This is a genomic window from Dorea hominis, assembly GCF_014287705.1.
GTDB lineage: Bacteria > Bacillota > Clostridia > Lachnospirales > Lachnospiraceae > Dorea_D > Dorea_D hominis.
On sequence record NZ_JACOOY010000002.1, the window covers coordinates 108,409 to 133,538 of the forward strand.

General features: G+C 39.8%; 20 protein-coding genes. 18 read left to right on the forward strand and 2 right to left on the reverse strand.

Annotated elements, in window-relative coordinates; all coding sequences use genetic code 11:
* Window positions 1-202 precede the first annotated feature (202 nt).
* From gdhA to H8S07_RS02000, 14 genes are all read left to right on the forward strand, one after another.
* Window positions 203-1,537 (forward strand): NADP-specific glutamate dehydrogenase, encoded by a 1,335-nt coding sequence (gdhA, locus tag H8S07_RS01935; protein ID WP_021861366.1) that lies wholly within the window; start codon window positions 203-205, stop codon window positions 1,535-1,537.
* Window positions 1,538-1,818: 281 nt separating this feature from the next.
* Entirely contained in the window at window positions 1,819-2,433 is a 615-nt protein-coding gene (locus H8S07_RS01940; protein WP_021861365.1) for a PBECR4 domain-containing protein, read from the forward strand.
* A gap of 46 nt (window positions 2,434-2,479) precedes the next feature.
* The gene (locus tag H8S07_RS01945; RefSeq protein WP_186855320.1) at window positions 2,480-3,037 is read left to right on the forward strand and encodes an RNA polymerase sigma factor; all 558 of its coding nucleotides are present in this window, start codon (window positions 2,480-2,482) and stop codon (window positions 3,035-3,037) included.
* Window positions 3,015-3,806: a DUF4367 domain-containing protein gene (locus tag H8S07_RS01950; RefSeq protein WP_158580503.1), complete on the forward strand. Its 792-nt coding sequence runs from the start codon at window positions 3,015-3,017 to the stop codon at window positions 3,804-3,806. Before H8S07_RS01945 ends, H8S07_RS01950 begins: the two co-directional genes overlap by 23 nt.
* Before the next feature lie 77 nt (window positions 3,807-3,883).
* Window positions 3,884-4,297 (forward strand): hypothetical protein, encoded by a 414-nt coding sequence (locus H8S07_RS01955; protein WP_118661147.1) that lies wholly within the window; start codon window positions 3,884-3,886, stop codon window positions 4,295-4,297.
* 15 nt (window positions 4,298-4,312) lie between these two features.
* Entirely contained in the window at window positions 4,313-11,365 is a 7,053-nt protein-coding gene (locus H8S07_RS01960) for a DNRLRE domain-containing protein (protein WP_186855321.1), read from the forward strand.
* 122 nt (window positions 11,366-11,487) lie between these two features.
* Window positions 11,488-12,378: a hypothetical protein gene (locus H8S07_RS01965; RefSeq protein ID WP_118661150.1), complete on the forward strand. Its 891-nt coding sequence runs from the start codon at window positions 11,488-11,490 to the stop codon at window positions 12,376-12,378.
* Complete coding sequence (locus H8S07_RS01970; RefSeq protein ID WP_186855322.1) at window positions 12,368-12,727, forward strand: hypothetical protein; 360 nt, start codon at window positions 12,368-12,370, stop codon at window positions 12,725-12,727. Before H8S07_RS01965 ends, H8S07_RS01970 begins: the two co-directional genes overlap by 11 nt.
* A gap of 13 nt (window positions 12,728-12,740) precedes the next feature.
* Window positions 12,741-13,304, forward strand: a complete 564-nt coding sequence (locus H8S07_RS01975; RefSeq protein WP_186855323.1) for a hypothetical protein — start codon at window positions 12,741-12,743, stop codon at window positions 13,302-13,304.
* A 166-nt stretch (window positions 13,305-13,470) separates the two neighbouring features.
* Entirely contained in the window at window positions 13,471-14,778 is a 1,308-nt protein-coding gene (locus H8S07_RS01980; RefSeq protein ID WP_186855324.1) for a hypothetical protein, read from the forward strand.
* Between the two features lie 667 nt (window positions 14,779-15,445).
* Window positions 15,446-15,820: a hypothetical protein gene (locus H8S07_RS01985; RefSeq protein ID WP_186855325.1), complete on the forward strand. Its 375-nt coding sequence runs from the start codon at window positions 15,446-15,448 to the stop codon at window positions 15,818-15,820.
* A gap of 47 nt (window positions 15,821-15,867) precedes the next feature.
* The gene (locus H8S07_RS01990; RefSeq protein WP_186855326.1) at window positions 15,868-16,797 is read left to right on the forward strand and encodes a hypothetical protein; all 930 of its coding nucleotides are present in this window, start codon (window positions 15,868-15,870) and stop codon (window positions 16,795-16,797) included.
* A 92-nt stretch (window positions 16,798-16,889) separates the two neighbouring features.
* Window positions 16,890-17,411, forward strand: a complete 522-nt coding sequence (locus H8S07_RS01995) for a peptidase M16 family protein (protein ID WP_330598495.1) — start codon at window positions 16,890-16,892, stop codon at window positions 17,409-17,411.
* On the forward strand, window positions 17,408-17,620 hold the full coding sequence (locus H8S07_RS02000; protein ID WP_186855328.1) for a hypothetical protein: 213 nt from the start codon (window positions 17,408-17,410) through the stop codon (window positions 17,618-17,620). The genes H8S07_RS01995 and H8S07_RS02000 overlap by 4 nt, the downstream gene beginning before the upstream one ends.
* A gap of 134 nt (window positions 17,621-17,754) precedes the next feature.
* Here the strand turns inward: H8S07_RS02000 and H8S07_RS02005 are convergent, their stop codons facing one another.
* Window positions 17,755-19,542, reverse strand: coding sequence for an aminopeptidase P family N-terminal domain-containing protein (locus H8S07_RS02005; protein ID WP_186855329.1), 1,788 nt, complete (start codon window positions 19,540-19,542; stop codon window positions 17,755-17,757).
* 237 nt (window positions 19,543-19,779) lie between these two features.
* On the opposite strand from H8S07_RS02005, the gene H8S07_RS02010 reads away from it, so the two are divergent.
* Entirely contained in the window at window positions 19,780-20,151 is a 372-nt protein-coding gene (locus tag H8S07_RS02010) for a hypothetical protein (protein ID WP_117537243.1), read from the forward strand.
* Between the two features lie 138 nt (window positions 20,152-20,289).
* Here the strand turns inward: H8S07_RS02010 and H8S07_RS02015 are convergent, their stop codons facing one another.
* Entirely contained in the window at window positions 20,290-21,645 is a 1,356-nt protein-coding gene (locus tag H8S07_RS02015; RefSeq protein ID WP_186855330.1) for a peptide MFS transporter, read from the reverse strand.
* Between the two features lie 346 nt (window positions 21,646-21,991).
* Between H8S07_RS02015 and H8S07_RS02020 the strand changes: the two genes are divergently transcribed.
* The 3 genes from H8S07_RS02020 (at window position 21,992) to H8S07_RS02030 (ending at window position 25,127) form a co-directional block, all read left to right on the forward strand.
* The gene (locus H8S07_RS02020; protein ID WP_118519316.1) at window positions 21,992-22,591 is read left to right on the forward strand and encodes a hypothetical protein; all 600 of its coding nucleotides are present in this window, start codon (window positions 21,992-21,994) and stop codon (window positions 22,589-22,591) included.
* A 296-nt stretch (window positions 22,592-22,887) separates the two neighbouring features.
* Entirely contained in the window at window positions 22,888-24,327 is a 1,440-nt protein-coding gene (locus H8S07_RS02025) for an acyl-CoA carboxylase subunit beta (RefSeq protein WP_186855331.1), read from the forward strand.
* Window positions 24,328-24,341: 14 nt separating this feature from the next.
* Entirely contained in the window at window positions 24,342-25,127 is a 786-nt protein-coding gene (locus H8S07_RS02030) for an OadG family transporter subunit (protein WP_021861136.1), read from the forward strand.
* The last annotated feature ends 3 nt before the right edge of the window (window positions 25,128-25,130 follow it).

Consider the following 25,130-nt stretch of genomic DNA (forward strand, 5'->3'; position numbering starts at 1 on the left):
AAATCAATATTTTTGCAAGTAGTACAAATAAATGTTGCAAAAAATAGCAAAATTTGTAAAAAAAATACTTGCCATATGCACTCTTTTCCTTTACAATGATAAAGGACAAAGACGTCAGAGAAAAACGGGTGGATTTGTCCATCCGTTTTCTTTTTAAAAGGATGTTTTTTTGAGACAGAAAGATTTAGGAGGTAACAAGGTTATGTCATATGTTGATGAAGTACTGGAAAGAGTAGTAGCTAAGAACCCTGCTGAACCAGAATTCCACCAGGCAGTAAAAGAAGTATTAGAATCATTGAGAGTGGTAGTTGAGGCGAATGAAGAGAAGTTCAGAAAAGACGCCTTACTGGAGAGACTTGTAGAACCAGAGAGACAGTTTAAGTTCCGCGTACCGTGGGTAGACGACAAAGGACAGGTACAGGTGAATACAGGATACCGTGTACAGTTCAACAGTGCGATCGGACCATACAAAGGAGGCTTACGTCTTCACCCATCTGTAAATCTTGGAATCATCAAGTTCCTCGGATTTGAGCAGATCTTCAAGAACTCCCTGACAGGACTCCCGATCGGCGGAGGTAAAGGTGGTTCTGATTTCGATCCGAAGGGCAAATCAGACAGAGAAGTTATGGCATTCTGCCAGAGCTTTATGACAGAACTTTGCAAATATATTGGAGCAGACACAGATGTTCCTGCCGGAGATATCGGAACAGGAGCAAGAGAGATCGGTTACATGTTCGGACAGTACAAGAGAATCCGCGGACTGTATGAAGGCGTTCTTACAGGTAAGGGATTAAGCTATGGCGGATCTTTAGCAAGAACAGAAGCTACAGGATATGGTCTTCTTTATTTAACAGAAGAACTTCTGAAGATTAACGGAAAAGACTTAAAGGGAATGACAGCAGCAGTATCCGGATCCGGTAACGTAGCAATCTACGCAACAGAGAAAGCACAGCAGCTTGGAGCAAAAGTTGTAACAGTCAGCGATTCTACAGGATGGGTATACGATCCGGAAGGAATCGATGTAGCTGCATTAAAAGAGATCAAAGAAGTAAACCGTGCAAGACTGACAGAGTATAAGAAATATCGTCCGAACTCAGAATATCATGAAGGACGCGGCGTATGGTCAGTAAAAGTTGACCTGGCTCTTCCTTGCGCAACACAGAACGAATTACATCTGGAAGATGCAAAACAGTTAGTAGCTAACGGATGCGTAGCTGTATGCGAAGGTGCGAACATGCCTACTACATACGAAGCAACACAGTATCTGCAGGAGAACGGAGTGATCTTCGCACCTGGTAAAGCTGCCAACGCCGGTGGAGTTGCAACATCTGCACTGGAGATGTCACAGAACAGCGAGAGATTAAGCTGGACATTCGAAGAAGTAGATGCCAAATTAAAAGACATCATGGTAAATATCTGCCATAACATGGACGAAGCTGCAAAACGTTACGGAATGGAAGGTAACTATGTAGCAGGCGCTAACATCGCAGGATTCGAGAAGGTTGTAGACGCTATGACCGCTCAGGGAATCGTGTAAGAGAAAAAAGTTTAAAATTAGTCATATACTTGACATTAAAATTATTGATTCGTATAATAATATTGTAAAGACAGATGCGTCTGTCTGGGTGAGCTGACACCTTAAAAATCTGACATTTTAGCCAGTTCGTTGGCTGGCAGGTTGGAGAGCAACAGAAAAACTCTACAGTTAAACCGCACATAGTGGGGCGGAATGTTGGCAGACAACAGTAAAATCAGCAATATCAGAATTAGAAAAGGTTGTCCGAGAGGGCAACCTTTTTTGTATAGTGGGGAATACAAATGAAAAAATATGATAAAAAATCAGCAATAAAAATTATTGTACATGCAGCAAAAGAATATGAAGAAAAATTGAATAATAAGCACTTTTTGATTGTTTATCAGAAAAAATCACTTACTAAAACAGTAGAAATCGGTTTTCGTGATATGAACTTTTTACATTTAACAGGAGTAAAGACTAAGTTATCTGCACAACAATTTTATGCGGCATGTTTGGAGTCTAAATTAGCAGAAAGAGATTTTGAAATTGATAATAAAGGGAAGGTGCAACAGAAATTAATGGTATTACCATGTCTTTCTAAGCTTATGTCTCATCATTGTCTAGTTGGAGAATTTATTAATAGTGGGGTATATATTCGGGCAGATTATTTTGTTGGTGATACAAAAGCGATATTAAGTGTTGGTTTTCGTAATGGAAATCGTGTGGATTATCCAGTAACATTATACAATGAAGATGTAAAACGATTGTCTAACCCAACAAATAAAGTTCTTGCAATTTTTTCAAAAAGCTATAAAGAGAAATGTTATAATAAATGTACATACCTTTCAAAAGGGCAAGAGATTGGTAAGTTGAAGTTAGAAGAAGATATAAGAAAAAGAATTGAAATTGTAAGATAGCGACATTGCATGCAAGCGGTATGATCAAGAGGGGGAAGAGAAGCGCATGCTACAAGTATACTTAAATCTGCTTGATACGCAGGAAGACAAAGAAAAATTTGAACAATTATATGCTCTGTACAAGGACAAGATGTACAAAGTTGCATATCAGATCCTGCACAACAGACACGACAGTGTTATTGCTATCATAGATAATTTAGAAAAAATTAAGAAAATAAACTGTCACGAAACATGGAGTTACATTGTTACTATAGTTAAGAGCAGAGCATTTAACATCTATCAAAGAAAAGGAAAACGTTCTGAACGGGAAGCCCGGGAGCAGGACTACAGGAATTATCCATGTGAACAGCAGGAAAGTCCGGAAGACGCATATCTTTATAAAGATGTAACGACCATATTGCAGGAGCTGATTCTGGAACTGCCTTATCCGAAGCGTCAGATTCTTTATTTACACTATTATATGGATATGACGTTTGTGGAGATTGCAAAGATCGTGGAGTTGTCCGAAGAAAATGTGCGCCAGATCGCTGCCCGTTCCAGACAAAAACTGGAAAAACAATTGCGCGAAAGGGAAATCACAGATGGAAATGAACAGAATCAGTGACGAACTGTTACGAGAAGCAGTAAAGCAGGCATGCGAGCGGGAAGGCACTTATTACGAAGAATTTACAAAAGATGCGAAGCATCATTTCTCGATCCGTCATCAGATACGCATGCGGCGTTTATACAGGAAGATGAAGAGAAAAAAGGCAGAAGAACTTGTGGACAGATATAGGGTATATACATATCCGAGACAGGAAGCAGATGCTGGAAAAAAGCAATTTACTTCATACCGTGTGACACGGCTGCATCCAAAATTTTTACTGATAGTTATACTTCTAATGATCAGTATGAGTATGACAGTATTTGCAATAGAGCCGATTCGTGAGGGCATCTACCAGTTGATTGAAAAATGTTTTTCGGATCATACAGACATCAGCTTCGAGAAAGTGCAAAGCGAGATCAAGGGGCAGGAAGAAGAAATCAAAGAATTTAAGCCACAGAAGCTGGAGTATGTGCCGGAAGGGTATGTGCTGGAGAATGAGGAGACGGATGAAACATTTTTAATGTATTCGGCTGATTATGTAAATGAAGAGGATTATTCACTTTTCTATGAACAGACAGCAATACAATTTTTTACTCCATCTATTTCATCAAATGGAAAAAGAATGGAAAAAATAGATGTAAAAAATAAGTATGGATATTGGATTGAGGATACGGGAGGCTGGAATCATTTGATATATGTTAACGATGGATATGTATATTATCTTTCTGGACATGAAAATATTGATAATCTCATAAGTATTTTAGAAAAAAATAAAAAAATTAAATAAAAAGTGTCACGAAGTACCTCTTTCGATTGTTACTTATAGTAAAAGCAGTAGTAAAAGCAGAAAGGAGGTACTTTTTTATGTACCAAAGAATGAAAATGTTACTCGGAGGATTAATTTTGAGCATGGGATTGGTGGTGGCTACGCCAGTGTCCTATGCAGCAGAAACGCAAGTGAATGGAGAGGAGGATATAGAGCTTGCGTATGTAAATGTATCGAAATGCGATTGTAATTTATCGATATCGGGAAAAGAAGCTACATGTAAAAGCAGTGTAAACAGTAAAAGTTCACAATCTATTAAAGTTACAATGAAATTACAAAAGTATTTATCTGGGGAATGGAAGACATTAAAAGAATGGACTGGTTCAACAACTGGTAAAACATATAGCTTGAGTAAAAACTACACAATTGCAACTGGAACATATCGTGTAAGGACAACTTTCAAAGTTGGAAATGAAACAGTTACTAAAAACAGTAGTTCTGCAAAAAGATAAAGAGGTAAAAAGCTTATGAAAAAAAGCAAAAAGCGAAAAGAAAAATATTATTCAAATTGGAAACGAATTACAGCAACGACATTAATAGCGGCACTGTCTGTCACCTCCGTATCCTTAGAATCACTGGCGGCTGAACCGGCACAGACAGCGGAGAATCCGGCGAAGACCGAAGCGGCTTTCGATGCAGATGACAGCGTGGAGCGTCCAAAAGAGCTAAAAGGTGTGACGGAAGAGGACGCTGTGAAGAAAGAGAATACCGAGACTTCCACCACATTTCAGATCGGGAATGGTAAGAAAGTATCCGTATTCTATCAGGAACCGGTGCGATATAAAGATGAGTCGGGGAAGCTCATTGATTATGACCCGTCACTGGTAAAAGTGGACAGTGCGAAGAGTGAGAACAAGGAAAGTCTGAAAGGTTATGCATACGAGAACGAAGAAGGGGATGCCAAACAGTACTTTCCGGAGAAGCTGTCGGATACGACGCCACTTTTGATGGAAAAGGACGGTTACAGTGTTGCGCTCAGTCCGGACATGAAAAGTAAGGCTGTTGAAGTAGAGAAGGAGGACTTCACGAACGGATATGAAAAGACAGAAGAAGTCCCACTGACAGCAGCTTATGATACTTCAGATCCGGTCACTTATGCGTACACTTCCGGGGAGTCCGGGATCAAGGAAGAGATCCGGCTTGCAGAGTGTCCGAAAGAAAATACGTTTTCTTATACTTTGAAGTTAAAAGGCTTGAAGCTTAGAAAAAATCCGGTGGATGAAGGGCTGACTCTCTACGATAAAGAAAGCGACGAGATTGTTGGTTCGGTCGGTGTTCCGAACATGAACGATGCCAGTGGGAAGGCATACAGCGAAGAACTGACGACCAAAGTAGAGGAAGCAGGGGAAGACACCTACCGTGTAACAGTGACCGCAGACTGGTCTTATCTGAAAGACAAAGACCGTCAGTATCCGGTCGTGATCGATCCGACGATCAAGTGGACAGGCAACACGGATCTTGGGGACGTATATATCTTAAGTGGCTCTACTTATAAAGATTACAACTTTTACACCAGCGGTGTAACGGTGATGAATGCAGGAAAGGCATCCAAAGGAATCTACCGGACTTATCTTGCTTTCAAAGATATGAAGTCCAAGATCAAAGGCAACTATGTAGACAGTGCCATCCTGACGATGTATGAGACAGCAAACAGTACGAAAGGGCAGACGGTACAGGCATACCGGGTAAAGGAAGCGTGGGAGCGTTCCAAAGTGACCTGGAACAAACGTCCGGGATACAATACTTTATACAGCACGGTGAAGACAACCGGAAAAGCAAAGACCGCCAGAACGTTAGATTTGACTTCTTTTGCCAGAGGGCTTGCCAATGATTCGATTGTCAATTACGGCGTGATGTTAAAAGGCGCGGATGAGACCGGAAAGTATGCGGAGTTTGTAGGTTCCAGAAACAGCACGACCAGCTTGCGCCCGAAATTGGTTGTTACTTATTATGATAAACCGACCAAGGCAACTTCCGTATCCGTAACACCGTCTTATGCAAAACCGGGAACAGCGATCAAAGCAAACTGGGCAGGGATCACATCCAAAGGATTATCCTATGTCCAGTACAAGATAGTAACATTGAATCCAACAACTCTGGAAGATGTCAGTGAATTAGTTCCGTATTCTTCCGGTACTAAACTGGGAACAAGCGGAAGTGGCTCGGCAACGATCGCAGCAAGTACCGGCTGGAAAGAAGGCAGTTATAAGATCGGTATCCGTGGTGTGGACAAAGGAAACCTTGCAGGACCGGGAGCTGGTGCAAGATTTGTGATCGATGGAACGGCGCCGACAATGGCAAAACCGGTGCTGACACCGGCAACAACAAAAGAAGAACCGACCGATGTGCAGAACCCGACAATCCAGTGGTCAGGTGTATCCGATGCAAACCTCAAACAGATGGAATATAAGATCGACGATGGCGCATGGAAGAAGCTGGGAACCGGAACCAGTGGAAGTGTGGAACTTCCGGCAGGCACGATCACCGGAAATGGACAGCATAAGATTGCAGTCCGTGCAGTGGACAAAGCAGGCAATGTCAAAGAAGAAGTGTTGGATTATTATTACAAAGATAATACTGTCGGATTTGACGGTTATCTTCCAAAAGACGGAACCCTCACCCTGCGGAAAGACTATGGCAAGAACCTGATCTCCTGGGAGACCGATAAAGTGTTAAATGACACGGTGTATTACCGGGTCTACAGAGGAACAGAGAAAGACTTCACACCGAGTGAAGAAAACATGGTCTGTAAGAAAGTGTTCAAAGGTTACTGGATCGATCTGGAAAGTGCAAAGGATGAGAAATGGTATTATAAAGTAGAAGCTGTCCGTGCAGATTCCTCCGGTGAGATCGAAGAGCAGGAACTGGTTGATACGATCTTAAGTGGAACAGGAACCGCGCCGGAAGAGTTTGAAAAACATACCGGAAGCCAGGAATATCTGGGGTATCAGAAGTTTCAGACACCTACTGGAGATGGAACTGTAGAAGACCAGAGCGGAAATCTTACTTACAGTCAGGAAGATGCAACACTTCCGGCAAGCCAGTTGACGTTCGAGATGGCAAGAACTTATAACAGCCAGTCGCTGATTAACGGAATGTTAGGAACCGGATGGAGCGATACCCTGCATAAAGAACTGATCAAAGGTGAAGATGGCACGATGTACTATCTGGACAGTGACGGAAGCATCTATCATTTTAAGAAGAGTGGGGACACTTATGTTTGTAAAGAAACGAAAGATCTGACACTGAATGATGGAAGCATAAAAACACCTTCCGGTGATACCGCAGCCAGTGTAAAGAGTACCCAGATTGGGGAGATGAGTTACTCTTATAAAGAAACAATCGCAGAAGAAAATATCGTAAAGAACCGCAAACATGCCTATACGATCAAAGACAAGAAGGGCGTCCTCTACCGTTTCAATAAAGAAGGACAACTGGTAGCGGCGCTCGATCCGGACGGTACGTTTCTTCTCTATGAGTATTCTGCAGATGGAAGACTGAAACGGGTATCTTCCGATGCGTTAAAGACAATAGAACTGAGTTATCAGAAAGATTCCGGGCTTCTGGAAGAGGTTACACTTCCAGACGGAACAAAACTCTGTTATACTTACAGTAATGGAAGATTAACGGAAATGAGCCATTGCAGTAAGGATGGCAAAGCACTGGTTTCTTATGCTTATGGCTATGACAGCGGTCACCTGAACAGTGTGACGGATGGCAAGGCACAAAAATATACGATCACTTATAATGGTGAAAAAGTATCCGCAGTAACTTACCCGAACGGAGAGAAAGAAAACTGGGGATATGCAGGTGGAAAGACAATCATAACAAAGAAAGCTTCTGACGGAACAGAAGTCCGCATGAACAGCCGGGAGTATGACACAAAGAGCGGAAAAGTCACAAAAGAGACCGAAGCGGATGGAAGCGTAACAACTTATACTTATGGCTATGCAAAGAATCCATATCTTGTGACAAAGACAACAAAGCAGACCGGATACGAAGAGCTGAATGACGGAAAAGTCGAATGGAAGACCAAAGAGTCTGTTACTGAGACCAGCTATGATGAGCAGGAAAATACCATCAGCGAAACAGAAGAAGACGGAACGAAAACAGAGTACACTTATGACACAACCAGTGAGTGGACAGAAGACCAGCCGAAGACAGAAGTTGTGACTAAAGGCGAAACCGTCATCAGCAAGGAAAACTATACCTATAGTAAGACCGGAAATCTGAAGAAAGAAGAGGAAAGTGGCGATCCTTCCAATAAGAGTATAACAGAGAATACTTACGATGGAGATGGAAATGTCTTAGAATCCACAACTACAGTAGCCGGGATTGAGACTTCCAAAACGATCTCCAAGTACGACCTTTCCGGTAACGCAACAGAATCTGCAACCACCAGTGGAGACTTAGAAAGCCAGGAAAAGAATACTTATGACGTCATGGGACGCGTGACAAAGAAGGTAGATCCGGATACCGGAGAAGTAACGGAATATAGCTATGATGAATTGGGAAGACAGATCAAGTCTGTCAGCACCCTGAATGGAAAGAGCCAGACGACAACCTCCGCTTATGATGCTAATGGAACGGTTGTTTCCGAGACGGGAACCGACGGAGTAAAGACGGATTATGTATACGATTCCCTGAACCGTGTGGTAAAGAGAACGGTTACAAAGGGTACATCCCTTACTTACACTACCGCCTATTCTTATGGGGATGTTACCGTACAGGATGGCAGAGGAACCAGAACGGTTAAGAACGCTTCGATCCAGAAGGAAAGCTATCCAAGTGGAACAACGGCGTCCGAGACGTATACCGATGCTTCCGGCAATGTGGTAAGAGAGAAAGCAAACGGTCTGTATACGGATTACACATATGATGCTTCCGGCAATCAGGTCGTTGCATATGAGAACGGAACCGGTGCGGACGCAGCAGAAGGAAAAGTGACACTGGCACTCTATGATGAAGAGGGCAGAAACTTTGCAACCATCGTGAATCCGGGCGTATCCGGGGAAACTTATCAGGTCAGTGAGGACAGTCTGGTTACCAAACAGTCTTACGATACCAAAGGAAATGTTGCAAAAGAAACCGATGCCATGGGAACTGCAACCGCGTATTCCTATGATGCCTCTGACCGTGTGACAGAAGTGACACAGAACGCAGGCAAAGATGGCGCTGTTGTAACCAAAGCCTCCTATGAAACGGACACAGAGAACCAGAAGAATAAGACAACCGTTACCGATGCAGGCGGAAGAAAGAGTATCGAAGTCACGGATGCGGCAGGTCTCATAAAGAGCAGTCAGGATCAGGGCGAGAAGGAAGACGAAAGCATTGCAACCGCTTACAGCTATGACAGCCGTGGAAACCAGACAAAGGTTACTTATGAAAATGGAGACTACCGGGAAGATACTTATGATGCAAGGAATCTGAAGACCGTATCGAAATACTATCAGGCAGACGGAACCCAGACATTGCAGACGAATTATCAGTATGATGACCAGTACCGTCTTACGAAGATGACCGATGCGAAGAAGTCCGGCAGTGCGATGAAAGCATACCGCTATACTTATACCGGTTATGACGGATTTGGAAGAACTGCATGGACAGCAGAAGTCTCACAGGAAGCAGAGCCGACTGATGCACAGATCGCAAAACACAAGATCTCTTACAGCTATGATACGGAAGATAAGATCACGGAAGTTACTTATGCGCTGGCAGAAGACGGAAGAGTGGAAAGCCTGCACTATGCGTATGACAAGAACCAGTATCTGATCGCTATCAAAGCAAAGATCAAAGGCAGTGACGAGGAAAAACTGATCCGCAAATACCGCTATAACGAACGAGGAAAACTGTTTACGATCGTTGACTTTACTGATTATAGAGATAAGAACGAAAGCTATGTGGCAAGGTTCTATGAGTATGATGCATTGGACCGTGTATCTTCTATGACCTATAAGAGTGGTACGACTGTTCTGGAAGCCTATACTTATTCTTACGATAAGAATAACAACATCGTGAAGAAGACCGAGAAGAACAGTACCGCAAAAGAGGAAAAAGATCATACGGATCAGACAACGGAATACACGTACAATGCACTGGGACGGTTGACGAAGAGTGTCGTGACCGACCATAAGAAGAATGAGGAGAAGACCACCACGACTTACAGCTACGATTCCGCAGGAAACCGCACAAAGAAAGTCAAAGGTGAAGAAGAGACGGCGTATACCTACAATGGTCTGAACCAGCTCTTAAAGGCAAAGACAACCAAAGGCGATACCGTAAAGAATGACATTTCTTATGAGTACGATGTCAACGGAAACCAGATCAAAGAGACCGATAAAGAGACGGGAGACAGCGTGGAGAACACCTATGATGTGGAAAATCGCTTAAGTACGGTAACTGTAACGAAGAAGAGCGGTACATCCGGCAATGAGACCGTCAGCCTGACACAGGAAAACCTGTACAATGGAGAGGGACAGCGCATCCAGAAGAAGGAAGCCGGAGAAGTCACAAACTACTTCTACGAAGACGGCATGGTATCCTATACAACCGGAGCAGACACCGGAGAGAAGCTGATCCAGAACCTGTCCGGACTGGAAGACAATGTGATCTATGCGGAACAGAAAATAACCGGAAAAGCCGGAACAGCATCCGATTACCAGGACTTCCTGTATACGAAAGATATCCAAGGCAGCACCTCCAGCATCCTGAACAAAGATACAAAAGGCGAACTTTCCTACGAGTATGATGACTTCGGAGAGACCAGTATCCACGGAAACAGTGCATTAAAGAATGAGATCTGCTACACAGGCGGCATTTATGATGAAAGCACCGGACTCTATTACCTGAATGCAAGATACTACGATCCGGAGAATGGAAGATTCCTGACAGAAGATACCTACCGGGGAGAAGTAAATGATCCAGACACCTTACATCTGTATGCGTATTGTGCAAATGATCCGATTAATTACGTAGATCCGAGTGGACATATGACAATATCTATAGCAGCAGGAATGAAAGCAATTTTTGCAACGGTGAGCGCAGCGGGATTATGGCCGGTAGCAGCAGTATGTGTTGGAATTTTAATTGCGATGTATGCTCATAATAAACCTAAAATTGTAGCAAAGGTAACGGGGAAGATAATATCAGCGCTGTTAGCGGTAGCATGTGTAGCGGTAAAAACTAGAGAGTTTGTGAAAAAAATTGCTAAAACAGTTGCTAAGGCTAGAGTTGCTACAAAAAGAGGAAAAGATGAAAAACATCACATAGTGGCACAAGGAGCTAAAATACATCATAAATTAAAAAAACGTATGGAAGACTTAGGAATTAGTATTCATTCAAAAGCAAATACTGTTTATTTGGATTATAGATTGCATAGAAGATTGCATACAAATATATATTATATTTATGTAAGGGACTATGTTGGAAAAGATACTGTAACAAAACCAAATATATTATATAGACTTTCCAGAGTTAAAAGAATTTTACTTAAAGCAAATCAGTTAGTAAAAATGGTGTAAAGAACAAATCAGCTAGATAACTTTTGAAAATTAGATAGCAGTAGGGGCAGAAAATACGCTAGGTAAATATCATAGTACTTTTTGCCTCTACAATTTATAAAATGTAAAAAAAGAGGTAGCTTATGAATTGTGTACATAGAGATAAGTCGTGGCAAATTGTTAATTATAAAAATATTTATTTTATAGAATTATATGAAAATGCTATTTGTATTTACAGTAAAACGTTTGAATTAGTATACAAAAAAAGAACATCAAATAATTACTATTCCCAAATTATGATTGTGGAAGATACATTATTTGCACAAGGAGGATGTTCGACATTTATTGACATAATGGAAATTCCTACACTTGAAAAGAAAAAACGAATACAATGGAAAGAAGAAAAGGGATTTGAAAGAAGCGGAGAATTATTGTATATAAAAAAGAAAAATATTGTGATTACAGAATTATATTCTGATATGAAAGATATATCCATTATTACAATGATAGATATAAATACTTATAGAGAAAAGACAGTATGGAGAGCTGAAAAAACATTTTTAAAGAATATTATTTACAGTGATAAAATGGATGATTATTTGATACTATATAGAAAAATATCTACTTATAAAAATAAAGAAGCATATATAGATGAAATTTTATGGATAAAGCAGAAAAAGAAAATTATGCAAAACATAAACATACAAGGAAAATATGAAAGTATATGTGAGGTTATGGTTAATTCCAATGATGAAATATGCTGTTTAGTAGGATTTTTTTATAATGGTTATATTTTAAATATAGCAGAAGATAAAAAAATAGCTAAAGATGTAGACTTGATTGCGACTTCAAAAGATAAGAAAAAAATTGCATATATAAAAAAAGATATGTTATATGTCTATTCTTGGGAAGAGAACCTTTACTTAAAAAAGATCAAATTGCAAATGAAAACGCCATATTATGAAATGCAGTTTATAGATGATAAATACATTGCGGTCAGAGACAATAGTTATATGCATTGGTATGAATTATAATAAAGTAATGCTTTATGATTTTAACATGAAATCATCCGGAAGAGATGGAATTAAGTGGAGCACTGTTGCCAGTTCTATAAAACAACATGGATTTAAAATTAAAGATTATGATAAGCAAAAGAATTTCGAAAAGAAAATTACTTCAACAAAACCTGGAATATTGGAGGCAAACTATAGAGCTGGTGGAGGACATTTTGCAATGATAAGAAAGGTCGGGAAGAAATTTCATTGCTATAATTTGACGGGATATTCACTTTCATATACAAAAAAAGATGATTTCGATAGTGTTGAGGATATTTTGCGTAGAATAACTGCACATTTTAAGAACGGCTATATTATAAGCAAGTAAAGGGGGAAAACAAATGATAGATATATTATATTCATACCCAACATGGGTAGTAATTATATCCACATACATTATAGTAGATTTATTATATCTATTTATATTTAGCAAGTATCTAAAGAAGACGAACGGAACAATTGCTAATAAAAAAATATTTTGGACAAAATGTGTAATCACTAATATAGGATCAGCGTTTTTACTTCCTATATTAATGACTTCAGTGGACATTTTTGGCTATGTTGATATTTTGAATGATAAACTAATGAATCTTTGGTATATAAATATAGAATATCCAATTGAAAGCTACTACATATATTTTAAAGCTGTTACATTTGTATGGGTTCTTATAGGATTTGTAATTACTATATTTGTTATTTACCGGATTGCCAGACGCTGGATATTTAATAAACTAAATATAGAAAAAGTATTGATTAAAAAATATGCATTGACATTTGCTATTGTAACAGCACCGTGGATGCTGTTGTGTCCTGAATTTGTAACAAAAGTGCATAATGCTTGGTGTGATTTATTTAATTTGGATGGAGTAAATCTTATGTATTGGCTTATGGATTTGTCTATATAAGCAATAAGACAGCAGGGCGATTTCTGAATATATGAAACAGAATTTCCCTGCTGTTTCTAAAAAACTTGAAATTATATGTCACAAAAGAAAACTGTGGTCTGTTACTATATATGTAAGATAAATTATCCGGGATACGATATTATTCTACTATGAGAGGCGGTGTCTTATGAATTATGAAAGAATGATAGTATTTATTATATGTGTGCTGTATATTATCTTAAGCACATTTGGAATGGCATATTATGGAAAGAGAAGTGGAAAAGGAAATTGGAAAATCTGGACGGTCTTTCTTGTAACCAATATTATTGCAGTTAATTTAATTATAAAAAGCATGTCTGGCTCTACGATGACACAAATCAGTGAAAAAGCAGTTTCTGGTGAGCTGGGTACAGAAGTAGATATTCTGGAAAATGAAGGTATGGAGTTAGCGACATTTGATGGGAAAAATCATTACTATCGTGAAGGTAAAAAAATATTTTCTCTGGAAGATAAGAAGCACATTGTTACTGTACCAAATGAGTGTCGTAATTTTTCCGTGTCTGATAAATATATATATTGTGCAGTAGCCGACGGAGTGCTGCAATATGAAAAAGAAGGGAAACTAATTCAGAAAAGGAAAATCAGTCAGGGAATATCGGAAATATGGCTTTATACAGGACAGAAGAATCTGTATTGCTATGTGAAAGATTTAAAAGGAATACGGTATGTGTATAGTTTTGATCTGGACGATGTGGCAAGACCGGGCAAAATGTCTTCGGAAATTTTAGATCAGACAACAGACTATTCGGCAGATGGGAATAAGATGTTAGAAGAATACCGGGCAGTGGAATTACCGGATTTATGGCTTATTGTTGACCGGTCGGACAGCAAAGTGCAATGGATGGACAAAGAGAAAACGTTGAAAATAACTGGTAAAATCGCTGGAGTTGCATTTGTAGACAAACATGAAAAACGGCTTGTATTAACAGAGAATATGGTAGTTAATTATGATGGCAAAGATTTATATGTCCGTGATGATTTGCTGAAAATATCCGGAGAAAACAAATGGAAAGATTATGCAAATTGTATTACGGACAAGTACAGCATCGTGTCGGCAGATGTAAAGAAAAATACTGCCCTTGTGAGATTTATATCTTATGGAGATGATGGACGTGGCGTGAACCGAACAGGTTCTTTAGCAGAATTTGAAGGCAGTGGATTTGCACGGATTGATTTATCAACAGGAAAGATTTCACATAAAGTAATCAAAGACAAAGAGCAGGTGCTTGCAGTATCAGATAACTATTATTCGACATTTTGCAAAGGAACTGTAAAATGTTATCAGGTGAAAGATGATAAATGTATCAAAGAAAGCAAAGTGAACGGCTATAAGCGGAATGAAGAATATACGGTACAGACTTGTGGAAATATTGTCTTTGTGTTTGTGCGGCAGCAAAATGGAGATATGAAGCTGTTAGATGCGATAGAGATTTGATTTACAGAACTGTACGATAGTTAAAGAGAAACAGCAGAGCAATTTCTGAATATATGAAACAGAATTTCCCTGCTGTTTCTAAAAACTTTAATATTATATGTCACGAAATGGAGTTGTGGATTGTTACTATATATGTAAGAAAATTATCTGAGAAAGAGGTGAATCTATGTTATATGAATTATCATTTAACTACTGAGACAATGATCCGGCAAATGATGATAAGATAATCCTGGCGGTGTATTCATCCGAAGAGCAGAAAGGATTGGAGAAATTCAAAAAAAACCAAGATTTACAGGAAAAGAAGCCTAAAATGGCGAAATATTGAATGATGCTGACAGGATCAAGTGCAAGAATAAGCCTTAGATGAGATAATCTGAAATAAAGTCAAAGAAATTAAGAAGTATTCTAAGCTAAAATTGAAGAAATTCAAGATTAAGTCAATAATTAGCTAGAATAGCTAAGCTTCATTTAAAAAAAACTGACATTGAGTCAAAAAGTAGGTAATAGAATAAGTTTTTGATAAGGAGATAATAGTTGGAACCACTGAAAAAGCTACTTATAAATATTTTTGGACCGAAGTCAGATCCATGGACACATGCGAGAGCACTTCGGATAGGTAAGAAAATTTTAAAAGGAATATTTATATTAAATATTGTGTTTTTTTGTTTTGGCTGTAAAGTACGGAGGAGATGCGACTTTTGCACTGTGCGGCTGGTTTATAGTCGCAAATTTGATGGTTGTAATAATAATAAAGTTCAAAGATTACAATTTCATTGCCGAAGTAATCATAAATGGAAATGATATTTGTTTTGAATTGCCGGAAGAAGTAATTGTTGTATCAAAAGATGATATAAAAGAAATGATTTATATATTGTATGAAGTGCGTGTTTATCTGAAAAACGGGAAAAGGCTCTATGCCGACCGAAAATTTTGCCCACCATATGTTTCTGTGGATGGCAGAAAACATCAGGGAATCAGAGCAGAAGACTTTGTGGGTGTAAAATTTATCATGAGGGAAGAAGATACAACGTTTAGAAGATAGTAGAGGTTAGAGAGACAGTTTCCGACTGAAAGCAGAGGAGAAAGCCAATGAGTTTTGTATATAATGATAAAGCATGGCAGATTGTTGAATATAAGAATTTGTATTATATTGAACTGTATACGCGTTCGATCCGTGTTTATAACCAATCATTTGATCAGATATTGAAAAGAGATAATCCGCAGTATTATTATGCGCAGATTTTAGTTGTAGAAGATACATTGTTCGCGATGGGGAAAGATACAACATTTATTGATGTGCTGCAAATACCATCCTTAGAATTAGTGAAAAGGATCAAATGGAATGAGGAACGATATTTTGTACGAAGTGAATCGACAAATATGATATACAATAAGCAGGAACAACTTGTATATTCAGGCTTGTATTCTGATAAAAAAGACACTGCTGTTTTAACGATAATTCATATAAATGAAGATTACAGGGAAGAGGTTGTCTGGCAATCAGAGCATACATATTTATTGCAGATTCTTTATAGCAAGAGAAAAAAAGATTACTTGCTGTGTTATAGAAAGATATACGAAGAAAACAGGAGAGAAGTATTCTGGGAGGAGCTGGCATGGCTTAGAAGCGGGAAAATGTTCATGCGCTATGAAATGGAGCAAGATCAGGATTTTTGGGATTATGCATTTGACAGAAAAGAAAAAATTTGGTTTCGTGGATGTTTTGCGCCGGCTTGGAAATCGTATCTGGTAAAATTAGAAGATAGCAGAAAAATGGATAGCTTTAGAAAACTGACTGAAATAAATGATTTGCTTGCATTTTCCGAGGATGGAAAGCGATGCGCTTATGTGATACCGGGGAAGACCTCAAAAGTATACATTTATTCTCTCGAAAAAGAAGCATGTGAGCGGGAAATTACTTTGAAAGATTCAGAGCTTAGCTGGTGTGAAATTCAATTTATTGGGAATCGGTATATAGCAGTCAGAGGCTGTGATTATATGTTCTGGTATGAGATATGATTCTCCGGTTGTACAACCTGTATATTCCAGCTATAATAAAATTATAGGAATCCTTTGATATTTTGCGGGAATGTAATCCGTTTGCTGTGGATATGCTGATGAACATATTCGTAAATGGAGATGGAGCAAAGTTACAATGGAAATTAAAGGATAAAAAGGGCTGGACAGGAGATGTCTTTGGAAGCATAGAAAATTTTGCAAATTTTGCCAGATTAAAAATTGACTATGCAGTCGAAGAAGAAGATCTGCCAGATTCCATGATCTGTTTTGCTAAGACACTTCAGAAAGCAAAAGAAAATTTATCCGAAAAAGACAGAGAAGAAGTGATTGGATTTCATACATTCCAGCCGGGACTATGGGATGACTCTTGCGAATATAATCAGTATATTGCGGAAAATGTGTTTACACAGGGTAGTTCTGCATATGAAGTGAAAGAGATTATCCGCCAATATGAAAATGTTACAGTTGAAGAATTAAAACAACTGGCAAATGAGATATTTACGCCGGAAAATATGAGCATCAGCGTTGGCTATGACAGTTGGTACACGAAGAAATCAACTTTGGAAAAGAAATGCCGGAAGATGCGAAAAATACTGGGAGGACAATACTTATGATGAATAAAATATCAATTATCACATTTGTAGGAATGATCATTACCGGACTCGTTTCGATTGCGGTGTTTCTCGCGCCGGTAAGTGGTTTCCTTATGTATCCGTTTTTTGCAGGCTTCGCAGTACTGCTTGGGATTGTGAGCGCACTGCTTGCAAGAGAACATAAGATTTTGCGCGTATTTGCTATTCTTATTAAAAAATTTCGAAATTAAGCCGAAAATTTTCATAAAACAGGATCCGGCGGGAATCCGCCGGATCCTGCAATCAATATATGCAATTCTACTATGCAAACAGCTTAGCTGGCAGCCAGAAAATCGTGTAGCCAGGGAAGCCTCGCAGTCAAGGCCTAGATTGCTCTTGTGTATTCTTTGAGCCATTCTCTTTCCTCATCTGTAAGGTGCGGTCCGATCTTCTCATATACGTCTTTGTGGTAGTTGTTGAGCCATTCTCTCTCGGATTTGGTCATCTCTTCCGGATCAATTCCGTCAAGGTCGATCGGAGCGAAAGTGATCGTCTCGAAATGCATGAACTGACCATATTTGTTCAGCTCACCTTTTCTTACGATAAATTCATTCTCGATACGGATACCGAATTTACCATCTTCGTAAATACCAGGCTCGTCTGTGATAACCATACCTTCTTCTAACTGATGATGCTCGTTCTTGCTTGGAACAACATACCAGCGGAAGCCTGTCGGTGGCTCGTGAACATTTCCAAGGTATCCGACACCATGTCCGGAACCGCACTGGAAGTCAATGTTCAGATCCCAGATCGGCTGTCTTACGAGGACATCCAGGTTGTAACCGTGGCATCCGTAGAGGAAGTTTGCACGGGACAGGTTCATCATAGCACGTACAACGGCTGTGAAATATTTCTTCATATCCTGATCGATAGAACCAAGGATGAAAGTACGTGTAATATCTGTAGATCCTTCATAGTATCCACCGCCTGTATCATTCAGGAACATTGCGCCTTCTTTTAATACAACGTCTGTCTCTTTACTCGGAGAATAATGCATCATAGCTGCATGATCTGCAAATGCGCATAGAGGTTCAAAACTGTCGCGGATATATCCTTCCTGAGCTGCTCTTAAGCTTGTCAGCTTGTCAGCAGAGCTTAACTCTGTAATATCTTCTTTGTCGTAACGAGTCTTGATCCAGTACATGAATTTTGTAATCGCAATACCATCTTTGATATGAGCTTCTTTGATGTTCTCCAGCTCAACATCATTCTTCATGGCTTTCATAAGAATTGTCGGGTTGGCAGCTTCTGCAATCTTGCAAGGAATGTTCTTGTAAAGTGCGTAGTTCATCTTCATCGGATCGATGAGGGCAGTCTCGGAAGCATCCAGTTTCTTAATGTCTTCGTAAATGTCATTGTACGGATGAAGTGTAACATTTACTTTCTTGAACTCTTCCAGAATACGGTCATTTAACTTCGTCTCGTCAACGTAGAGATCTACGCCGTCCATTCTTACGATAGAGTAAGAGAGCAGTAACGGGAAGAAATCAATATCATCACCACGGACATTTAAAAGCCATCCTGTATCGTCCAGAGATGCGATAATATGTACTGTTGCACCATTGTCTTTCATGATTTTGCGGACACGCTCCAGTTTGTGTGCTGAGCTTTCGCCGGAATATTTCTCCTCAAGGAAGAATGCCGGTTTGTCAGAAAGCGGTGGTCTGTCTTCCCAGATCTGGTCGATCAGATCTTCTTCGTAATCAATAGAAATGTTCTTCGAAGAAAGAGCATCTTCATATTCTTTTCCTTCATCCATGGAAAGAACACGTCCGTCAAATCCAACCTTTCCGCCTTCCGGAATCTTGTCTGCCAGATATTCTGTAACAGATGGAGTATCCCCAACGAACATTTTCATAAGGCGGACTCCACTGCCTTCCAGTTCGTTTGTAGCCTGGAAGAAATAACGTCCGTCTGTCCAAAGACCTGCATCATCCTGGCATATAACAGCAGTTCCGTAAGAACCACTGAAGCCGGTGATGTATTTTCTGGCTTTGAAATGTTCTCCCACATATTCACTCTGGTGGAAATCGGCTGTTGGAACGACATAGGCATCAATTCCTTTTTCAGCCATCAGAGCACGCAGTTTTGCGATTCTTTCTGATACTTTCATTTGAAAATCCTCCTTAGTATTTAAATCTGTCTATATTTTAACACTTATTAGACTAAAGTACAAACCTGTTCCTGAAATTTTATAGATCTTTTATTATCATTGATTGAAAGCCGGGATGTTTTAGCGTATAATAGACAGAGCGGTATACGAAGAAATATAGACTTATAAATTTGTAAGATATCAGAGCGGTATACGCAGGAATCAATAGAAGAAAGGGTACAAGACGGAGGAGAGAACATGGTAAAGTATTTATTAGTAGTTGCCGGTGGCCTGATTTTCCTTGCTGGATATTCTTTTATGAAGAAGAATGAAGGCTCCGGTAAGACAATGCGTATCTATGCATTGTTTGCATATGCGGGATTAAGTCTTATCATTCTGGCCGGTGCGAGGGTATTGGATCCAGTATTTGCACAGATGGGAAGCTGGGCCGATAACATACAGCTTGCAGTGCAGGCAGCATGTTTTGTAATCGGAGCAGAAGTTTTATTAAAACCTGCTTTTGAAGACCAGAAAGAGAAACGGACTTCCAAGAAGATCACATCCAGAGGAAGTGTCAGCCAGACGAAGATGACTTATACGCAGTCAAAAAAGAATCATAAGAAGAAGTAAGTTATAAATGGGAATCAGACAAGTGCTGGTTCCCATTTATTGTGTATTGCTATAACAAAAAATTGCTATAACAAAAAGAGTTGTCGTACTAACCGAAGTTAGTAGACAACTCTTTTTATGTACGATATTCAGTTTGAATTATTCGCCTTCAACCATTCTGTCGAACTTCTTAGTAAATGCTAACATGATAACTCCGCAAGCGATGATGATAGCTGTTACTGTACCATAAGCTTTAACGAAGTCGAAGTTTCCGAGCCAGTTATAAAGTGGTCCGTAAGCTTTACCAGAGAAGAAGATGATCAGTGGCCATACACCAAGCATTGTTCCGAGAAGTTTCTTCGGAGAATACTTGCTGATGAAAGCGTTTCCAAGTGGTGAGAAGATAACTTCACCAACAGACATACAAACGGCTGTCAGAATGATTACCCAGATACCAACCGGATGATCAGAGCTCTGTCCTGAAAGAACTGCTGCAAGTACCATGGATGCTGTACAAAGACCAAGTACGATGATTCCTAAAGCTGTCTTTGTGAACATTCCCCAGTCTCCCTGTGGGCGCTGTCTCATCTTAGCCCAGATTCCTGCAAATACAGGGCAAAGGATGATACAAAGCAGACCGTTCATAGAGTCGAACCATGCAGTAGGCATCTCGAAGGAACCGATGTTCCAGTTAGCCCATCCTTGTCCTCCCTGAGAAGCTGGACCGAATTCATAGTAAACAGGCATGTAAACCATGTACCAAATCAGCCAGAAGATTCCAGAGAATAATGTTACGATCAGAATAGCGATAACACGGTTTCTCTCAAGTTTGGTAAGTGGAGCGTTGTCTTTCTCTTTGTCAGCTTTCTCAACATTTTCTGTACGGTTGTCAACCAGGAATGGTTTCTTACCAGCATCGCCGAAGAATCTCATTCCGAATAACCACCATGCACAGTCGATGAACATGAAGATTCCGCAAACGAGGAACATCTCACGATATCCAACGTTAGTACCGACCAGTGACAGGAAAGTTGTTCCGATGAATGATCCGATGTTAACGAATGAGTACTGAAGACTGAATGCAGTATCCAGTTCATCCTGATCAGATGATGGGAACAGACGTCCGTTGATACCAGAAACGTTTCCTTTGAAGAATCCAGTTCCGATAGCGATCAGTACGATCATTACCCAAAGCATTCCAACTCCGTTAGCTTTCCATGCACACAGGTATCCGAGTCCCATAAGAATCTCTCCAACTGGTACAAGAAGACGAGGACTAATCCAGCGGTCAGCGATATATCCACCAATAACTGGTGTGATATAAGTAAACGCTACCAGGTTAGAACTCATTGCAGCACCTACGGATTTGTCTAATCCAAGACCACCCTTTGCTGCAGCGACTACGATAAAGATCGACAGTCCCCACTTAGCAGCATAGTATGCAAGTCTTTCGAATGTGAAAGAGAGGCAGCATACATAGAAGCCAAATGGAAATTTTTTCTTAGTGTTTTCCATGAGTTTCACCCTCCAATATGAAATTTTTCATGATGTACAAAATGTAGAGACATAAGTTCTAAATTTTGTGCTCTCAATGTTCTATATGATAGCATAACTTAGACTAAAGTACAACCAATTAATTTAAGAAAATGTTAAGTTTTTCATTTTTTGTCGTTTTTTTGACATAAATATGCCATAAAAAGGATAAAAAAACACCCATTTGGTAATGCAAAATGCATAATTGTCAGAAAATTAACGGGGAATATAAAAAAAACGTAAAATGCTTGAATGTTAGTATCTGAACATATATAATGAAACGGATATATTTTACAAAATTATAATAGAAGAAAGATGGGGAAGATTTATGGCAGGACGTTATTGTGTGAAGTATAAGGAATCTCAGAATACATTGCAGAAGATCTGTAAGCTGTTCCGAATGGATGAGAGTGATATTACGCTTAAATTTGTAGTATTTTTCCTTGGAATCCTGATTTTTTATTTTGTTATGAAATTTGGAAATCCTGGCAATGATATGACAAAGTTTGTTGTACGGTATATAATCTGGTGGATTGCAGCTTTTGCAGTTGGTATTACATTAAATCGTACAATCTGGAGAAAGGCTCTGGATGCTACAGCAATCGGAGATGCGGAAGACCAGTTCCTTAGAAGAAATAAACTGAACGGTGGAACTGTATCGACTGAGCTGGATTTTTACGACGATCATTTTGACAGTGTAATGGAAATGAAGACAAGATCCTTTCAGTATGCGAATGTCGTTAAATTACTGGAATCGGAAGATGCATTTGCGGTTGTTGTGAAGACAGAACCGGACAGCAAAGGATCACCGAGAGCAATGTGCGGCTTCCCGAAGGATGCGCTGGAACAAGGAAGTATTGATGAGCTGAGAGCATTTTTATTGGAACGCTGTACGAATATGAGGCGCAAGAAAGTAAAGAAATTTTAAGATATTATTAAAGAACAGGACATGGAGAAGCAATGTAAGTGCTTTTCGTGTCCTGTTTATTTATTATGGCGACGAGGAAAAATGCAATATAAAAGTTTATAATTATGCATATTATTAATAGGAAACAACATGTTTGTGCATAAAAACCTGTAAAAAAGTTGATAAGATTTTAACAAAAAATAAAGGAAAATACTTGCAGATTGATGTCGGAAAAGATATAATATAATTGGCTAAAATTTGGTTTTACTTTTCCGAGAAGTATAAACCTTAAAATAAGGAAAATGGAGGGCTGGACTATGGGCAACATGGCAACAGAAAATGCAGCAGGTAATCGTATTTTATCGGTTCTTGATGCAGGAAGCTTTGTTGAGATCGGTGGCGCTGTAACAGCAAGAACAACAGATTTCAACATGCAGGACAAAGAAACTCCGGCAGACGGTGTGGTGACCGGATATGGAGTAGTAGACGGTAATTTAGTGTATGTGTACAGCCAGGATGCATCCGTATTAAACGGTGCGATCGGCGAGATGCATGCGAAGAAAATTGTAAACATCTATGATATGGCAATGAAAATGGGAGCGCCGGTGATCGGAATGATCGACTGCGCGGGACTGAGACTTCAAGAGGCAACCGATGCACTGGATGCTTTTGGTAAATTATATACAAAACAGGCACTTGCATCCGGCGTGATTCCGCAGATTACAGCAATCTTTGGAACATGCGGAGGAGGACTTTCCGTAGTTCCGGCTCTTTCTGATTTTACATTTATGGAAGTAGAGAAAGGAAAGCTTTTCGTAAACTCTCCGAACGCAGTTGCAGGAAATGAGATCTCCAGATGTGATACATCATCTGCAAAATTCCAGAGCGAGAAAGCTGGTCTGGTAGATGTTGCAGAGACAGAAGAAGAGATTCTTGCAGATATCCGTTCTCTCGTATGCATGTTACCTTCTAACAACGAAGATGATGCTTCCTATGAGACATGCGAGGATGATCTGAACCGTGTATGTGCAGATCTGGCGAATGCAGCAGAAGATACTGCAATCGCACTTGCAGAGATTTCTGATGACCATATTTTCTTTGAGACAAAACGTGATTTTGCGAAAGATATGGTAACAGGATTCATCAAATTAAACGGACTGACTGTTGGCGCCGTTGCCAATCGTTCAAAAGTATATAATGAAGAAGCAGAAGTTGTAGCAGAATTTGACGGATCTTTAACTGCTGACGGAGCAGATAAAGCAGCAGATTTTGTGCGTTTCTGTGATGCATTTGGAATTCCGGTGCTGACTCTTACGAATGTATCCGGATTTGCAGCAAGTGCATACGATGAGACACATCTTGCAAAAGCGGCAGCACGACTGACTTATGCATTTACAGAGGCAACTGTAGCAAAAGTAAACGTCGTGATCGGCAAAGCTTTTGGAAGTGCTTATGTAGCAATGAACAGCAAATCTGTCGGAGCAGATATGGTATATGCGTGGCCACAGGCAGAGATCGGTATGATGGATGCGAAGCTGGCTGCCAAAATCATGTATGCAGATACAGATGCTGAGACAATTAATGAGAAAGCAGCTGCTTATGCAAAGCTTCAGACAAGCCCGGATGCAGCAGCAAGAAGAGGATATGTGGATACGATCATCAATCCGGAAGATACAAGAAAATACATCATTGGCGCATTTGAGATGTTATTTACCAAGAGAGAGGATCGCCCGATGAAAAAACACGGAACAATTTAGAGAGGTGAGGCAAAGTGAAGAAAAAAATTAGCTTAATAATCTGTATGCTTGTAGCTGTATTATGCTTTACCGGTTGTTCCAATTCAGGCAATGAATTGAAGTATGACAAATCTTCTATTAAAGAATCAACAGAGTTTCTGATCAACTATTGCCAGAGTGCAGATGATGCGACGATTCAGCAGTGGGAAGATATGGACGACTTTAATCTGGAATATCAGCTGATGCAGTCAGGACTTCCGTATACAGCAGACGGATTTACCAGTGCACTGGAAAGCTGGCAGTCTGGAATCAAAGAGTGTGGAGCATATGTAAGTCATGGAGATTTCAAATATGAAACTTCCAAAGACGAACTTAAGGTTACAACAGCGGCAAAATTCAAAGACAGAGATGCCACATTGACATTTGTATATAACCAGAAATTAAAACTGGAGAGTATGACAGTTGACGGAAAATATTCCATGGGTGAAGTCCTGGAAAAAGCCGGCCTGAATACCGTACTTGGAATGGGAACGGTATTCGTTGTGCTGATCTTTATCTCCCTGATTATTTCTCTTTTCAGATTCATCCCTGCGCTGGAAGAAGCATGGAAGAACAGAGGAAAGAAATCGGCAAAAGAAGCTGAGGCTGTTGTAGTAGAAGAGGCAACACAGAGCGCATCTGCTGAGGCAGAAGATGTTACGGATGATACAGAGCTGGTAGCGGTTATTGCAGCGGCTATTGCAGAATATGAAGGAACAGGCACAGATGGATTTGTAGTAAGAAGCATCAGACGCCGTCCGTCTAATAAATGGAACGCATAGAGA

Coding starts and splice junctions, on each gene's coding strand:
- gdhA (WP_021861366.1), top strand. CDS start 203: ATGTCATATGTTGATGAAGTACTGGAAAGAGTAGTAGCTAAGAACCCT.
- H8S07_RS01940 (WP_021861365.1), top strand. CDS start 1,819: ATGAAAAAATATGATAAAAAATCAGCAATAAAAATTATTGTACATGCA.
- H8S07_RS01945 (WP_186855320.1), top strand. CDS start 2,480: ATGCTACAAGTATACTTAAATCTGCTTGATACGCAGGAAGACAAAGAA.
- H8S07_RS01950 (WP_158580503.1), top strand. CDS start 3,015: ATGGAAATGAACAGAATCAGTGACGAACTGTTACGAGAAGCAGTAAAG.
- H8S07_RS01955 (WP_118661147.1), top strand. CDS start 3,884: ATGTACCAAAGAATGAAAATGTTACTCGGAGGATTAATTTTGAGCATG.
- H8S07_RS01960 (WP_186855321.1), top strand. CDS start 4,313: ATGAAAAAAAGCAAAAAGCGAAAAGAAAAATATTATTCAAATTGGAAA.
- H8S07_RS01965 (WP_118661150.1), top strand. CDS start 11,488: ATGAATTGTGTACATAGAGATAAGTCGTGGCAAATTGTTAATTATAAA.
- H8S07_RS01970 (WP_186855322.1), top strand. CDS start 12,368: ATGAATTATAATAAAGTAATGCTTTATGATTTTAACATGAAATCATCC.
- H8S07_RS01975 (WP_186855323.1), top strand. CDS start 12,741: ATGATAGATATATTATATTCATACCCAACATGGGTAGTAATTATATCC.
- H8S07_RS01980 (WP_186855324.1), top strand. CDS start 13,471: ATGAATTATGAAAGAATGATAGTATTTATTATATGTGTGCTGTATATT.
- H8S07_RS01990 (WP_186855326.1), top strand. CDS start 15,868: ATGAGTTTTGTATATAATGATAAAGCATGGCAGATTGTTGAATATAAG.
- H8S07_RS01995 (WP_330598495.1), top strand. CDS start 16,890: ATGCTGATGAACATATTCGTAAATGGAGATGGAGCAAAGTTACAATGG.
- H8S07_RS02000 (WP_186855328.1), top strand. CDS start 17,408: ATGATGAATAAAATATCAATTATCACATTTGTAGGAATGATCATTACC.
- H8S07_RS02005 (WP_186855329.1), bottom strand. CDS start 19,542: ATGAAAGTATCAGAAAGAATCGCAAAACTGCGTGCTCTGATGGCTGAA.
- H8S07_RS02010 (WP_117537243.1), top strand. CDS start 19,780: ATGGTAAAGTATTTATTAGTAGTTGCCGGTGGCCTGATTTTCCTTGCT.
- H8S07_RS02015 (WP_186855330.1), bottom strand. CDS start 21,645: ATGGAAAACACTAAGAAAAAATTTCCATTTGGCTTCTATGTATGCTGC.
- H8S07_RS02020 (WP_118519316.1), top strand. CDS start 21,992: ATGGCAGGACGTTATTGTGTGAAGTATAAGGAATCTCAGAATACATTG.
- H8S07_RS02025 (WP_186855331.1), top strand. CDS start 22,888: ATGGGCAACATGGCAACAGAAAATGCAGCAGGTAATCGTATTTTATCG.